Source organism: Aeromonas sp. 95A, from assembly GCF_051919235.1.
Classification (GTDB): Bacteria; Pseudomonadota; Gammaproteobacteria; order Enterobacterales; family Aeromonadaceae; genus Aeromonas; species Aeromonas veronii.
Genome location: NZ_JBQBFC010000001.1, coordinates 829,414 through 843,983, shown reverse-complemented (window position 1 = coordinate 843,983; position 14,570 = coordinate 829,414). Strand labels below are relative to the sequence as shown.

Below are 14,570 nucleotides of genomic sequence, written 5' to 3'. Positions count from 1 at the left end.
TCTTTTAACGTTGACGTTATCTATCGCTGACGTTCGCTCTGGTTAGCGCTGACGCTCTTGGGCGCGCAGCTTGAGCTGTTTCGATTGCACGTGGAGGCTGGCACGAACCAGCAGTTCACGGTCATCTTCGCGGATCCGCACATAGTCGAGCTGCACATGGGTGCCATGTTCACCGCCGTCGAGCTGTTTGACCTGGCCATAGCAGTAGATGGCGGCCGCCTCTTCCCGCAGGAAAATCTTGAGGCGGACGATCTGGTGCAGGTGCGGTGCATCCCCGTGATCATGATAGGGGTGGAGGTAGGTGAGCTGGCCAGCCCCGAAGCGCAGGGTGTGAAAGCGCTGCTCCGGATGGTCCTGCAGGGAGAGTACATAGCCCATGATCATGTCGATCTTGCGGGACTGCTGATTAACGATCTCGATCAGATCGTGCATCGACTCGTTCTGGTTGCGCAGCAGGCGGGTGGTCACCAGATCGATGGAGGTAATGGCCGAAGAGATCCGAAAGGGCTCCGGCAGCTCAGCGTCCAGCTCCTCCAGCGAGGGGAGGTGGAAGTCGGCCGGCATGGGGATCACATTGACCGGCGTGGCATGAGTGACGCTGAAGAACTGTTCCTGCATGGAGGCTATCCCTTGTTGTCATGGACGGTTTCCCTTTATTATCCGGTATCTTATTTTGTTGGCAACGTACATATCCTTGAAGACCGGACTTTTTCAGCCCCTTTCGCTGGCCATCGGCCTGCGTTATGCAGGCTCGAAGCGCAGCAATCGCTTCGTCTCATTTATCTCCCTGTTCTCTACCTTTGGCATCGCCATCGGGGTTGCCGCCCTGATGGTGGTCATTTCGGTGATGAACGGTTTCGAAGGGCAGCTCAAAGGGCGCATCCTCGGGGTGATCCCCCATGTGGTGGTGACCAATCAGGCTGGCCGCATTGATGCCGACCCGCAAGGGTTGCCTGATCTGGCCAAATTACCCCATGTGGTTGCCTCGGCTCCCATGCTCGACAGCGAAGGGATGCTGCAAAGCCCCGGCCAGCTGACCGGGGTGAGCGTGCAGGGGATCGACCCTGCAAAGTGGCCCAAGGATGACATCCTCCATAGCCAGATGTTGGGGGGGCGCCTCGATACCCTGCAGGCCGGCCACTACCGCATCGTGCTGGGGCAGGGGGTGGCACGTCGCCTCAATGTCTCCATCGGCGATCAGGTTCGTTTGATCCTGACCGAGGGGACCCGCTTCACTCCGTTTGGCCGGGTACCGGCCCAGCGCCTCTTTACCGTCTCCGGCATCTTCGGGGTCGGCGCCGATGTGGATAATCAGATTGCGCTGATCGCCCTGGGGGATGCCCAGCGGCTGCTGCGTCTGCCGCCAGAAACCGTCGGTGGCATTCGCCTCTGGCTCGATGATCCCTTTGCCGCTGACGAGGTGATCAAGACACCGTTGCCGGATGGGCTGCTGTGGCAGGATTGGCGCCGCGAGCGGGGCGAGCTGTTCCAGGCGGTCGCCATGGAAAAACGGATGATGGGGCTGATGCTGGTGCTGATCATCGCCGTCGCTACCTTCAACATCCTCTCCGCGCTGGTGATGGTGGTAACGGACAAGGAGGGCGAAGTGGCCATCCTGCGCACCATGGGCATGAGTGAATCGGGGATCGTTAAAATTTTCATGGTGCTTGGCGCTTCCAGCGGGGTGATTGGTGCTCTGTTTGGCGGGCTGGCGGGCCTTGCGCTCTCCTTGGGTCTCAACCCCCTGCTCAATGCGGTGGGGCTCAACCTCTATATGGCGGCGGGCGGCAGTGGCCTGCCGGTGATTGTCGAGCCGGCTCAGGTCATCACCATTTTGCTGGGCGCCGTGCTGCTGAGCTTCAGTGCCACCCTCTATCCTGCGGCCCGCGCTGCGCGGGTGAAACCGGCCGAGGCGCTGCGTTATGAGTAATGCCGTGAATAATGCATCTTCTGTTGTGACTGGTGCCCCCGTTGTTGCGGGTGCCAGCGTTGTTACCGAGGCAAGTGGAGCCCCTGTTATGAATGAAGCCGTATCCTGTGAACCTCTGCTGCGCTGCCAGGCGCTCAACCATGTCTATAAAGAGGGGGAGCTGGAGACTCAGGTGCTCAAGGGGATCGATCTCTGCGTCGCACCCGGTGAAATGCTGGCGGTGGTGGGGAGCTCCGGCTCCGGCAAGACCACTCTGCTGCATCTGATGGGGGCGCTCGACAACCCCTCCAGTGGCGCCGTGCTGTTCAAGGGGGAGGATATTCACCATTGGGACAGCCGTACCCAGGCCCGTTTTCGCAACCGCGAGCTGGGCTTTGTCTACCAGTTTCACCACCTGCTCTCCGAGTTCAGTGCGCTGGAAAATGCGGCCATGCCGCTGCTGATCGCCGGTGAGTCGGTGGCGGTTGCCACCGAAAAGGCAACCAAGATGCTGGGGCGGGTGGGGCTCTCCCATCGCTTGAATCACCGTCCCTCCGAGCTCTCCGGTGGTGAACGTCAGCGGGTGGCGATCGCCCGAGCGCTGGTCAACGAACCGAGTCTGGTGCTGGCGGATGAGCCCACTGGCAATCTGGATCACGCCAGTGCCACCGCAGTGTATGAACTGCTGTGTGAACTGAATCGTGAACTGGGCACCGCCTTTGTGGTGGTGACTCACGACCTGAGCCTGGCGGCCAAGCTCCATCGCCGGGTGACCCTGGTGAGCGGCGTGATGGCGGAGGTTGCCTGATGTTCAAACCGCTGCCCCTCTTTCTGGGCCTGCGTTACAGCCGCTCCCGCCGTCGCAACGGGTTTATCGCCTTTATCTCAGCCTCTTCCCTGATCGGTATCGCCCTCGGGGTGATGGCGCTGATCCTGGGCCTCTCCGCCATGAACGGTTTCGAGCGGGAGCTCAAAGACAGGGTGCTCTCCGTGGTGCCACAAGGTGAGCTGGACGCCGTCGAGCGGCCGCTGCCGGATTGGCCCCGTCTTCGTGACTACCTGCTGGCCCAACCGGGCGTCGAGGCCGCTGCGCCGGTCATTCGCCTCAATGGCCTGCTGGAGCACGGCTCCGCCCTCAAGGGGGTGCAACTGCGCGCGGTATTGCCGGAGCTGGAAGCCAATTTGTCGGATGCGGGCAAATACATGACGGGCCGCGGCCTGCGTGAGCTGCAACCGGGTGAGCGTGGGGTGATCCTTGGCAAGACCATTGCCGACAAACTGGGCGTCAAGGTGGGTGACACTCTTGGTTTGTTGTTGCCACAAGGGGGTGATCAGACCGGGATCAAGAATCCCCGGCGCGAAGCCCTGACTGTGGTGGGGCTGCTGGAGATCGGCGGTCAGCTCGACGGGTTGCTCGGCTTTATGCATCTGGCCGATGCGCAAGCGATCACCGGCATGGGCAGCGATGTGGAGGGCTTCAGCCTGCGGGTGAGCGATGTGCTCAAGGCGCAATCCATCACCGTAGCCGCGGCGCAGCAGTTCCCTCATCATGTTTACATCCGCAGCTGGATGAACAGCCAGGGCTACCTCTATCAGGACATCCAGATGGTGCGTACCGTCATGTATGTGGTGATGCTGATGGTGGTGGCCGTCGCCTGCTTCAATATCGTCTCCACCCTGGTGATGGCGGTGAACGAGAAGCGCAGCGAGATTGCCATCCTCAAGACCATGGGGGCGAGCCCCGGCCAGATCCGGCTCACCTTCGTCATTCAGGGCATGTTCAACGGCGTGGCCGGTGCGCTGCTTGGCGCCCTGCTGGGCGGGCTGCTTTCGAGCAAGCTGACCCAGATCCTGAGCGTTGTCGAAAAGCTCATCGGCCATCGCTTCCTCAATCCGGATATCTACTTTATCGACTTCTTGCCGACCGAGTTGCATATGCAGGACCTGCTCATCGTGACGGGCGCCGCCATCCTGATGAGTCTGGTGGCGACCCTCTATCCCGCCTGGCGGGCGAGCGGTCTGGTACCCTCCCGCGAGCTGGGTCACTGATGCGTTGCATCTAATGCGCAATAAAGAACGAAGGGCCCGCCGGTGCAAACCGGCGGGCCCTTCTGTTTTGAGGTCGAGTGACGTGGCTTAGTGGGCGTTCAGCTCATCGAGCGGCAGGGAGAAGCTGGCTACGAAGGTGTCGATAAAGTAGCGCATCTCCTCGCTCATCCGCGCCGCCAGCATCGCCTCGAGGCGCTTGCGAGCCGGTTCAAACTCCCGGTTGCCCGCGTTGATCTCCTCCAGACACTTGGTATAGGCACAAAGGGTGTCAGCATCTTTCACCAGCCTTGCCAGCTCCTCATCCTGCATAGCCGAGTCGAGCAGGGGGCGAAAGTCCTCGACCAGCTCAGGTGGCAGCATGGCGAGCAGACGCTGCTCGGCGGCCAGCTCTATCTTCTTGTACTCGCGGGCGATTTCGGGGTTGAAGTATTTGACCGGGGTGGGCAGATCGCCGGTCAGTACCTCGCTGCTGTCATGATAGAGCGCCATCACCGCGGCGCGATCGGCATTCACGCTACCGCCAAACAGCCGGTTTTTGATGATGCCGAGGGCATGGGCCACCATGGCGACCTGCAGGCTGTGCTCGGCAATGTTTTCGGGCTGGATGTTGCGCATCAGGGGCCAGCGGTAGATGAGTTTCATGCGGGCGAGATTGGCGAAAAAGTGGCTGGGTAACATGATGGCCTCAACAAAAGAGAATAGAAAAGGGCAGACCCTAGTCTGCCCTTTTTTTCGTTGCAGGGCAGCTTCTGCCCGCGCATTTCCCGCCGTTAGCGGATATAGCGGCCCGATTCCGCTTCCTGGTTGGTCACAATCATCTGGCCGATGGGCGCCAGACTGATGAGTGCCAGCTTGAGGTGCTGGATACCGAACGGGATACCGACGATGGTCACGAAGCAGGCCAGCGCGGAAGCGATGTGGCCGATGGCCAGCCAGACACCGATCAGCACGAACCAGAGGATATTGCCAATCAGCCCCAGAGTACCGGTGCCGATATCGCTCTGGCCTGTCATGGTCTTGCGATTGACCGCCTGCTTGCCAAACGGGAAGAAGGTAAAGGTGCCGATCACGAAGCAGGCGCGTCCCCAGGGGATGCCGACCAGCGAGATAAAGCAGACAAGACCGGCCAGCCACCAGGCCAGGCCCATAAAGACACCTCCCAGTACAAACCAGAGCAGATTGAACAAGAAGCGGAAAAAGGCCATGTGAGTGACTCCAGATCATCAATTTGGTTGCCACCATAACGAGGGAGGGGTAGGGACGCAATGGTTGATTGGTCCAATCGCCATTTGGCTGGTCAAATTGAGTCGCCGCCCGCAACGGTGGGCTGTTTTTCGGCGAAAGATGGGTAATAAAGCGGCGTTCGGATGAAAAAAGGTGAGCAAACGCAAAATTATTGCCATCGGATAGTTGAAGTCGGGCTCCTATCTCCCCATATAAAGGGCAGTTTTGCACGAATTGTGCTTGCACGCCGCTCAATGTGGGGGATGTGTGGCTCGACTCGACCAAAGTGCGCCGCTATAATGCCGCGTCATATTTTCTCATCACAAAGACATATCGTTGTCTTTATAAACAGGAAGACTCCGGGCTTTGCCCAGGGGCAATAAAGGGTCAGCACACAGTGCTGAGTTGAACGAGGTAGAAGAATGCAAGTTTCTGTAGAGACAACCCAGGGTCTGGAACGCCGTCTTACCATCACTGTACCGGCTGCTACCGTAGACGCCGCTGTGCGTAAAGAATTGAATGGCCTGGCCAAAACTCGTCGCATCGACGGTTTCCGTCCTGGCAAGGCTCCGGTTGCCATCATCAAGAAGATGTTCGGCGCCATGGCTCACGCCCGCGTTGCTGATGAAATGATGCAGAGCAACTTCATCAAAGCCATCATCGAAAACAAATTGAGCCCGGCCGGTGCCCCGACCATGGATCCGAAAGAGATCAAAGAAGGTCAGGATTTCGAGTTCACCGCCACTTTCGAAGTGTATCCGGAGTTCGAAGTTGCAGGTCTCGAGACCATCAAGGTCGAGAAGCCGGTTGCGACCGTGAAGGATGAAGATCTGGCCAACATGATCGACACCCTGCGCAAGCAGCACGCTACTTGGGCTGATGCCGATGTTGCCGCTGCCAATGGCATGCGTGTGACCATGGACTTCGTCGGTTCCATCGACGGTGAAGAGTTCGACGGCGGCAAAGCTGAAGGCTTCAACCTGGTGCTGGGCGCTGGCCGCATGATCCCGGGCTTCGAAGACGCCATCATGGGCAAGAAAGCAGGCGACGAGTTCACCATCGAAGTGACCTTCCCGGCTGACTACCACGCTGAAAACCTGAAAGGCAAAGAGGCCAAGTTCGCTTCCAAGCTGATCAAGGTTGAAGAGCAGATCCTGCCTGAGCTGACCGAAGAGTTCGTAAAGCGTTTCGGTATCGAGAGCGGTTCTGTTGAAGAGCTGAAAGCCGAAGTGCGCAAGAACATGGAGCGCGAACTGGCTCAAGCCCTGAAAAACAGCGTGAAAGAGCAGGTTCTGAACGGTCTGGTTGAAGCCAACCAAATCGACCTGCCGAAAGCTGCCGTTGCTCAAGAGATCGACGCACTGCGTCAGCAGGCTCTGCAGCGCTTCGGTGGCTTCCAGGGCGGCAACGCTCCCGAGCTGCCGGCTGAACTGTTCCAGGCTCAAGCCGAGCGTCGTGTACGCGTAGGTCTGCTGCTGGGCGACGTGATCCGTACCAACGAGATCAAGGCTGACGATGCCCGTGTAAACAGCATCATCGAGTCCATGGCGACTGCCTACGAAGATCCGAAGGAAGTGATCGAGTACTACCAGAAGAACGAACAGATGCTGAACGGCGTTCGTAACCTGGCAGTAGAAGATCAAGCTATCGACCTGATCCTGTCCAAAGCGCAAGTGACCGAAAAAGAAGTTGCCTTTGACGAAGTGATCAACAAGTCTGGCGCCGCTGCCTAAGAACATTTGACTTAAGGTCAAGACTGTTAAGTATAATGGCTCGTGTGATCTCCACTCGGGCCATTTTATTTTAGGGACAATGCCTTATGTACAAGAACTATAACGATATGACCGATTCTCCCAGCAATGCGCTGGTCCCCATCGTGGTCGAACAGACTGCCAAGGGTGAACGTTCCTACGATATTTACTCCCGTCTGCTGAAAGAGCGGGTGATCTTCCTGACTGGTCAGGTTGAAGATCACATGGCCAATCTGGTGGTTGCCCAGCTGCTGTTCCTCGAGTCCGAGAATCCGGACAAGGACATCTATATCTACATCAACTCGCCGGGTGGTTCGGTGACTGCGGGCATGTCCATCTATGACACCATGCAGTTCATCAAGCCGGATGTCAGCACCGTCTGCATGGGGCAGGCCTGCTCCATGGGTGCCTTCCTGCTGGCCGGTGGCGCCAAGGGCAAGCGTTTCTGCCTGCCTAACGCCCGTGTGATGATCCACCAGCCGCTGGGTGGCTTCCAGGGTCAGGCATCTGATATCCAGATCCACGCCCAGGAGATCCTGAAGATCAAAAATACCCTGAACGAGCGCCTGGCGTTCCATACCGGTCAGGACATGGCTACCATCGAGCGTGACACCGATCGTGACAACTTCATGTCCGCCGAGCAGGCCGTGGCCTATGGTCTGGTAGACGGTGTCCTGAGACAGCGTAGCTGAGCAGGGTGTCCCGGTCTGTTGTAAACTCAACAGGCCGATCCATCCTCTATTGATAAAACGAGGTTGCTGAATGACAGAGAAACGCAAGGGTGAGGGTGATAAGCTGCTCTACTGCTCTTTTTGCGGCAAAAGCCAGCATGAAGTGCGCAAGCTGATCGCTGGCCCTTCCGTCTACATATGTGATGAGTGCGTCGAGCTGTGCAACGACATCATCCGCGAAGAGATCCGTGAGATCTCGCCCAAGCGCGATGGTAACGAGCTGCCGACCCCTCATCAGATCCGCGCTCATCTCGATGACTATGTGATCGGGCAGGAGTACGCCAAGAAGGTGTTGGCCGTTGCCGTCTACAACCACTACAAGCGTCTGCGCAACAGCGGCGAAAACAGTGGTGTGGAGCTCGGTAAATCCAACATCCTGCTGATTGGCCCGACCGGTAGCGGTAAAACCCTGCTGGCCGAGACTTTGGCTCGTCTGCTGGATGTGCCGTTCACCATGGCCGATGCGACCACCCTGACCGAAGCCGGTTATGTAGGCGAGGACGTGGAGAACATCATCCAGAAGCTGCTGCAAAAGTGCGACTACGACGTAGAGAAAGCCCAGCGTGGCATCGTCTACATCGACGAGATCGACAAGATCTCCCGCAAGTCGGACAACCCCTCCATCACCCGCGATGTCTCCGGGGAAGGGGTACAGCAGGCACTGCTCAAGCTGATCGAAGGGACCATTGCTTCCGTACCGCCGCAAGGTGGTCGCAAGCACCCACAGCAGGAGTTCTTGCAGGTTGATACCTCCAAGATCCTCTTCATCTGTGGCGGTGCCTTTGCCGGTCTGGACAAGGTGATCGAGCAGCGTTCCGTGAAGGGAACCGGTATCGGTTTTGGCGCCGAGGTGAAATCCAAGGATGCCAAGGCCACCCTGAGCGAGACCTTCGCCAAGGTAGAGCCGGAAGATCTGATCAAGTATGGTCTGATCCCCGAGTTCATCGGCCGTTTGCCGGTGGTCGCGACCCTGACCGAGCTGGACGAGTCTGCCCTTATCCAGATCCTGAAAGAGCCGAAAAACGCGCTGACCAAACAGTACGCTGCGTTGTTCGATCTGGAAGGGGTCGAGCTGGAGTTCCGTGACGATGCGCTCAACGCCATTGCCCGCAAGGCGATGGAGCGTAAAACCGGTGCTCGTGGTCTGCGTTCCATCGTGGAAGCCGTGCTGCTGGATACCATGTATGACCTGCCTTCTCTGGAAGGGGTCAGCAAGGTGGTGATCGACGAAACCGTGATCAAAGGGGACTCCGCGCCCTTGATGATCTACGAAAATCCCGAAACCCAGGCTGCAGCATCAGAATAAATGTCTGATTTTTAATCAAATGGAAGGGGCTTTTTGCCCCTTTCATGCTTTTTACGGTTTCGGCGATTGAATCTCATCTCAGCGCCCCCATATACTCAGCCAAGCGCTTTGCCAACGGTATAACAAGCCGAGAGGACATATATGAACCTAGAGCGTTCAGAACGCATCGAGATTCCCGTCCTGCCTCTTCGTGACGTGGTGGTTTATCCCCACATGGTCATTCCACTCTTTGTGGGGCGGGAAAAATCCATTCGCTGTCTGGAAGCGGCCATGGAGCAGGACAAGAAAGTTCTGCTGGTGGCCCAGAAGGATGCGTCAACCGATGAGCCAACGGTGGAGGAGATCTTCACCGTCGGGACAGTGGCCAATATTCTGCAGATGCTCAAGCTGCCGGACGGCACCGTCAAGGTGCTGGTAGAGGGTGGGCAGCGTGCCCGCCTGGAGCGGATGATCGACGACAAGGATTTCTTTGTCTGCGAGGCCCAGTACATCCCTTCCCAAGCCATTGAGGAGAAGGATCAGGAAGTACTGGTTCGCTCCGCCATCGGCCAGTTTGAAGGCTATATCAAGCTCAACAAGAAGATCCCGCCCGAGGTACTGACCTCGATCTCGGCGATCGACGATGCTGCGCGTCTGGCTGACACCATGGCGGCCCACATGCCGCTCAAGCTGGAAGACAAGCAGAAGGTGCTGGAGATCGTCTCGGTCTCCGAGCGCATCGAGTTCCTGATGGCGATGATGGAGTCGGAAATTGACCTGCTGCAGGTCGAGAAGCGCATCCGTACTCGCGTCAAGAAGCAGATGGAAAAGAGTCAGCGCGAGTATTACCTCAACGAGCAGATGAAGGCCATCCAGAAAGAGCTGGGTGAGCTGGAAGATAGCCCGGATGAGTTTGAAGCCCTCAATCGCAAGATTGAAGAGGCTGGCATGCCGGAAGATGCCCGTGAAAAGGCCCAGGCCGAGCTTGCCAAGCTGAAGATGATGTCTCCCATGTCCGCCGAGGCTACCGTGGTACGCAGCTATGTGGACTGGATGGTACAGGTGCCGTGGAAGGCGCGCTCCAAGGTCAAGAAAGACCTTGGCAAGGCGCAAGAGGTGCTGGATGCCGATCACTATGGCCTCGAGAAGGTCAAGGATCGCATCCTCGAATATCTGGCGGTACAGGCACGGGTGAACAAGCTCAAGGGCCCCATCCTCTGTCTGGTTGGGCCTCCCGGTGTGGGCAAGACCTCGCTGGGCCAATCCATCGCCAAGGCGACAGGCCGCAAATATGTGCGGATGGCTCTGGGTGGGGTGCGTGACGAAGCGGAGATCCGCGGTCACCGCCGTACCTATATTGGTTCCATGCCCGGCAAGCTTATCCAGAAGATGGCGAAAGTCGGCGTGAAGAACCCGCTGTTCCTGCTCGACGAGATCGACAAGATGAGCTCGGACATGCGTGGCGATCCCGCATCCGCCTTGCTAGAAGTGCTGGATCCGGAACAGAACAACAGCTTCAACGATCACTATCTGGAAGTGGATTATGACCTGTCGGACGTGATGTTCGTGGCTACCTCCAACTCCATGAACATCCCCGGCCCCTTGCTGGACCGGATGGAAGTGATCCGTCTCTCCGGTTACACCGAAGATGAGAAGCTCAACATTGCCAAGCAGCATCTGGTTGCCAAGCAGATCCAGCGCAACGGCCTGAAAGAGTCCGAGATCACCATCGAAGATTCTGCCCTGGTCGGAGTGATCCGTTACTACACCCGCGAGGCGGGCGTGCGGAGTCTGGAGCGCGAGATCTCCAAGATTTGTCGCAAGGCGGTCAAGCGCATCCTGCTGGACAAGAGCATCAAGCATGTTCAGGTCAATCAGGAGAACCTCAAGGAGTTCCTCGGGGTGCAGCGTTTCGATTACGGCAAGGCCACCGACCAGAACCAGGTGGGTCAGGTGTGTGGTCTGGCGTGGACCGAAGTGGGGGGCGATCTGCTCACCATCGAGACCACCAACATGCCGGGCAAGGGCAAGCTCACTTATACCGGTTCTCTCGGTGACGTGATGCAGGAGTCCATCCAGGCGGCCATGACGGTCGTGCGGGCCCGTGCCGAGAAGCTGCGCATCAACGCCGACTTCTACGAGAAGCGCGATATCCACGTGCACGTACCGGAAGGGGCAACCCCGAAAGATGGTCCGAGCGCCGGTATCGCCATGTGCACCGCCCTGGTCTCCAGCTTGACCGGTAATCCGGTTCGTGCTGATGTGGCGATGACAGGGGAGATCACCTTGCGCGGCGAAGTGCTGCCCATCGGTGGTCTCAAGGAGAAGTTGCTGGCAGCCCATCGTGGCGGCATCAAGCGAGTGCTTATTCCGAAAGAGAACGAGCGTGACCTTGAGGAGATCCCGGCAAACGTCAAACAAGACCTTGAAATTTATCCGGTTCGCTGGATTGACGAGGTGCTGGAATTGGCGTTGCAGGACAATCCACAGGGGTTTGAGCGCGTTTCTGTCGTGTAAATGTTGATGCGCCGCAAATTTGGCGCATTCGGCGGGTGGTTAAGGCTTGCATGCGCCCGATAACGGAAGTAGCCTTGACCACCGATCGGGTACTCGTGATGAGTCGCAATGCGTTGTGTGGCGCGGGTTTGCGCCAGATTGTCACTTGCAACTGATCAGGAGGCTTGCTATAAAACCTCCACTTGTTGTGGCCAGGGAAATCAGCGCCGCAGCGGTGTTTGATAAAAGGGGAATATAAGAGTGAATAAATCTCAACTGATTGACAAGATTGCAGACGGTGCCGATATCTCCAAAGCTGCCGCTGGCCGTGCGTTGGATGCCTTCATTGATGCTGTTGGTGAAGCGCTGAAAGAGGGCGACCAGGTTGCTCTGGTTGGTTTCGGTACTTTCGCTGTACGCGAGCGTGCTGCCCGTTCAGGCCGTAACCCGCAGACTGGCGCGACCATCGAAATCGCTGCTGGTAAAGTTCCTGCCTTCAAAGCCGGTAAGGCCCTGAAAGACGCTGTTAACTAAGTCGGTCGCTGATATCCGTCGGCTACCGTCCTTGGTCGCAGACCAGACAAGTTAGAGAGTCTTCTCTCATACTGATTGACCAAGGCGCATCGCAATCGGTGCGCCTTTTTATTGTTTACGCCCATCGAGTTCGGGAGCATAAGTACAAACATGATGTTGGATAAACTACGCGAAGGGGCGCAGGGCAAGGTAGCCAAGGTTATCTTGGGCCTGATCATCCTCTCCTTTGCCTTGGCTGGTGTAGGTAGTTACCTGAACGGCCCGGCCCGTACCGCCCCCGCCACCGTCAATGGCACCGAGATCAGTGCTGCGGCACTGGAAAATGCCTACCGTAACGAGCGCGCCCGCATGGAATCCCAGATGGGAGAGGCATTCAGCCAGCTAGCCGCGAACCCCGATTACATGAAACAGTTCCGTCGCGGTGTGCTGGATCGCCTGATCGATCAGGCGCTGCTGGACAGCAAGGCCCGTGAACTGGGTCTGCGCATCAGCGATGAACAGATCAAGCAAGCCATCGTGGCCATGCCGGAGTTTGCCGAGAACGGCAAGTTCAACAATGACCGCTATCTGCAACTGATCCGTCGTGCCGGCATGACTCCTGAAATGTTCCGTGACTCCCTGCGTCAGGACATGGTGCGTCAACAGTTGATGAGCGCCCTGCTGGGCACCGAATTCTCCCTCAAGGGTGAAGCGGAGCAGCTCGACAAGCTCTACAACCAGACTCGCGATCTGCGTCTGGTACGTCTGGCTGCCGCCAACTACATGGCTGACGTTCAGGTCTCCGACAACGAGCTGGAGCAGTACTACAAGACCAATGGCGCCCGTTTCATGAACGACGAGCAGGTCAAGGTCGACTATCTGCTGCTGGACGCCGCCAACCTCGCCAAGGATATCAAGGTCACCGAGCAGGATGCCCAGGATTACTACGATCAGCACCAGGATCTGTTCCAGCGTGCCGAGCGTCGCCATGTGGCTCATATCCTGATCCCGTTTGGCAAGGATGAGAAAGCGGCCGAGCAGAAAGCAGAAGCCGTTTTGGCCAAAGCCAAGGCGGGTGAAGATTTCGCTGCGCTGGCCAAGGCTGACTCTTCTGATACCTTCTCTGCCAAAAAAGGCGGCGAGCTGGACTGGTTCGAGAAAGGGGTGATGGATCCGGCCTTCGAGAAAGCCGCGTTCGCCCTGGACAAGGCTGGCGATCTCTCCGGCGTGGTGAAGAGCCCGTTCGGTTTCCACATCATCAAGCTGCTGGGGGTTGAAGCAGCCCAGACCAAGCCGTTTGCCGATGTGAAAGAAGAGACCATCACTCGTCTGCAAGCTGACAAGGCCAAGGAGAAGTTCTTCGCCGAGCAGCAGAAGATGGCTGACAACAGCTTCGAAAACCCGGACTCGCTGGATCTGACCGCTGATGCCATGGGGATGAAGGTTCAATCTTCCGATTTCTTCACCCAAGCGACTGCTCCGGCTCCGCTGAACGATCCCAAGGTGCTCTCAGTTGCGTTCTCCGAACAGCTGCGCGATGACAACACCAACTCCGACGTGATCGAGCTGGCTGACGGCAAGGCGCTGGTGCTGCACATCACTGGTCACAAGCCCAAAGCGGTCAAGCCGCTGGCCGAGGTGAAAGAGCAGGTGATTGCCGCCATCAAGCATGACAAGGCTAGCGAAGTGGCCCGTGGCAAGGCCCAGGGCCTGCTGGACAAGCTGAAAGTCGGTGAGAGCATCACCGCCGATCTGACTGCACTCGGTCTGAAAGTGGAGACCCACAAAGGGGTTGCCCGCTTCGATCGCGAGCTGGATCAGAACCTGATTGCTCAGGCGTTCACGCTGCCCCATCCGATCGACGGCAAGCCGAGTGTGGCTCTGGTTGCCGAGACCAATGGTGACCGCGTTGTGGTTGCGCTGGACAAGGTCAACGTCCCTGCCGCCGCATCCGGTATGGCTGCCATGCTGCAAGCTCAGCTGGGTCAGGGCAAAGCCCAGGTGGATTACAAGTCTCTGATCGACGAGCTGCGCAAAGCGGCTAAGATCGAGTACTTCACCAGTGTGGAAGCGACCGTCGAGTAATCGGCACTGTGCAATCCATTGAGAACGGCTCCGTGATGGAGCCGTTTTTTATTGGCTATGTCTCTATGAACTGTTCATGAGAGTCCTAGCGTCTCATGCAGCCATGCATTTATATTCAACACCCTCATGTGATCTACAGTATCCTGCGTCAACCCAGATAATTCCTTAGGTAGTGAGCCGCCACGCCATGGCCGTGCGCCATCCCATTCTTTCAACTTATGCTGATAGTCGTTTACATGCTGAATGTGATACGCACCGGCCACTTACTTACCCTGATGATTGCGCACTCCTGGATGAGTCATACCTTGCACTGTGTGGAAACTGGCATACACACCAGCACACAGTACCGCATCTGGGGAAACTAGAATCTTCAAGACAGCTCTCACCGTCTCGGTATTCTTCTTTTCCAACTAAAATGCCGTATCTTGGATCTCCCTGTTCTTTAACCGCCATCACCGTGATGTAATCCGGCCAGGCTCTGTTGGTTCGCCCCTCGTCACTATGATCCTACTCGGTTGCGCTCATCT

General features: G+C 57.6%; 12 protein-coding genes. 9 read left to right on the top strand and 3 right to left on the bottom strand.

The window, feature by feature from the left end:
• Window positions 1–42 precede the first annotated feature (42 nt).
• Window positions 43–618, bottom strand: coding sequence for a hypothetical protein (locus tag ACTG2U_RS03750; RefSeq protein WP_005351323.1), 576 nt, complete (start codon window positions 616–618; stop codon window positions 43–45).
• Between the two features lie 76 nt (window positions 619–694).
• Here ACTG2U_RS03750 and ACTG2U_RS03745 point away from each other — a divergent pair, with 76 nt between their 5' ends.
• From ACTG2U_RS03745 to lolE, 3 genes are all read left to right on the top strand, one after another.
• On the top strand, window positions 695–1,930 hold the full coding sequence (locus ACTG2U_RS03745; RefSeq protein WP_005345085.1) for a lipoprotein-releasing ABC transporter permease subunit: 1,236 nt from the start codon (window positions 695–697) through the stop codon (window positions 1,928–1,930).
• Between the two features lie 88 nt (window positions 1,931–2,018).
• Window positions 2,019–2,717 (top strand): lipoprotein-releasing ABC transporter ATP-binding protein LolD, encoded by a 699-nt coding sequence (lolD, locus tag ACTG2U_RS03740; protein WP_204383079.1) that lies wholly within the window; start codon window positions 2,019–2,021, stop codon window positions 2,715–2,717.
• Window positions 2,717–3,958 carry a lipoprotein-releasing ABC transporter permease subunit LolE gene (gene lolE / locus ACTG2U_RS03735; protein ID WP_439974057.1) on the top strand — a complete coding sequence of 414 codons (1,242 nt, stop codon included), beginning with the start codon at window positions 2,717–2,719 and terminating at the stop codon, window positions 3,956–3,958. The genes lolD and lolE overlap by 1 nt, the downstream gene beginning before the upstream one ends.
• Before the next feature lie 87 nt (window positions 3,959–4,045).
• Here the strand turns inward: lolE and yfbR are convergent, their stop codons facing one another.
• Together yfbR and ACTG2U_RS03725 are read right to left on the bottom strand one after the other, a co-directional pair.
• Window positions 4,046–4,636: a 5'-deoxynucleotidase gene (yfbR, locus tag ACTG2U_RS03730; RefSeq protein WP_144712872.1), complete on the bottom strand. Its 591-nt coding sequence runs from the start codon at window positions 4,634–4,636 to the stop codon at window positions 4,046–4,048.
• Window positions 4,637–4,728: 92 nt separating this feature from the next.
• Window positions 4,729–5,163, bottom strand: coding sequence for a YccF domain-containing protein (locus ACTG2U_RS03725; RefSeq protein WP_323892466.1), 435 nt, complete (start codon window positions 5,161–5,163; stop codon window positions 4,729–4,731).
• Between the two features lie 441 nt (window positions 5,164–5,604).
• Here ACTG2U_RS03725 and tig point away from each other — a divergent pair, with 441 nt between their 5' ends.
• From tig to ppiD, 6 genes are all read left to right on the top strand, one after another.
• Window positions 5,605–6,915: a trigger factor gene (tig, locus tag ACTG2U_RS03720; RefSeq protein ID WP_005336981.1), complete on the top strand. Its 1,311-nt coding sequence runs from the start codon at window positions 5,605–5,607 to the stop codon at window positions 6,913–6,915.
• A gap of 86 nt (window positions 6,916–7,001) precedes the next feature.
• Window positions 7,002–7,625, top strand: coding sequence for an ATP-dependent Clp endopeptidase proteolytic subunit ClpP (gene clpP / locus ACTG2U_RS03715; protein WP_439974056.1), 624 nt, complete (start codon window positions 7,002–7,004; stop codon window positions 7,623–7,625).
• A 70-nt stretch (window positions 7,626–7,695) separates the two neighbouring features.
• Entirely contained in the window at window positions 7,696–8,970 is a 1,275-nt protein-coding gene (gene clpX / locus ACTG2U_RS03710; RefSeq protein ID WP_005336977.1) for an ATP-dependent protease ATP-binding subunit ClpX, read from the top strand.
• 141 nt (window positions 8,971–9,111) lie between these two features.
• Window positions 9,112–11,466, top strand: coding sequence for an endopeptidase La (gene lon, locus ACTG2U_RS03705; protein WP_005336976.1), 2,355 nt, complete (start codon window positions 9,112–9,114; stop codon window positions 11,464–11,466).
• Window positions 11,467–11,706: 240 nt separating this feature from the next.
• Window positions 11,707–11,979 (top strand): nucleoid-associated protein HU-beta, encoded by a 273-nt coding sequence (gene hupB, locus ACTG2U_RS03700; protein WP_005315375.1) that lies wholly within the window; start codon window positions 11,707–11,709, stop codon window positions 11,977–11,979.
• A gap of 150 nt (window positions 11,980–12,129) precedes the next feature.
• The gene (gene ppiD, locus ACTG2U_RS03695; RefSeq protein ID WP_162517381.1) at window positions 12,130–14,043 is read left to right on the top strand and encodes a peptidylprolyl isomerase; all 1,914 of its coding nucleotides are present in this window, start codon (window positions 12,130–12,132) and stop codon (window positions 14,041–14,043) included.
• The last annotated feature ends 527 nt before the right edge of the window (window positions 14,044–14,570 follow it).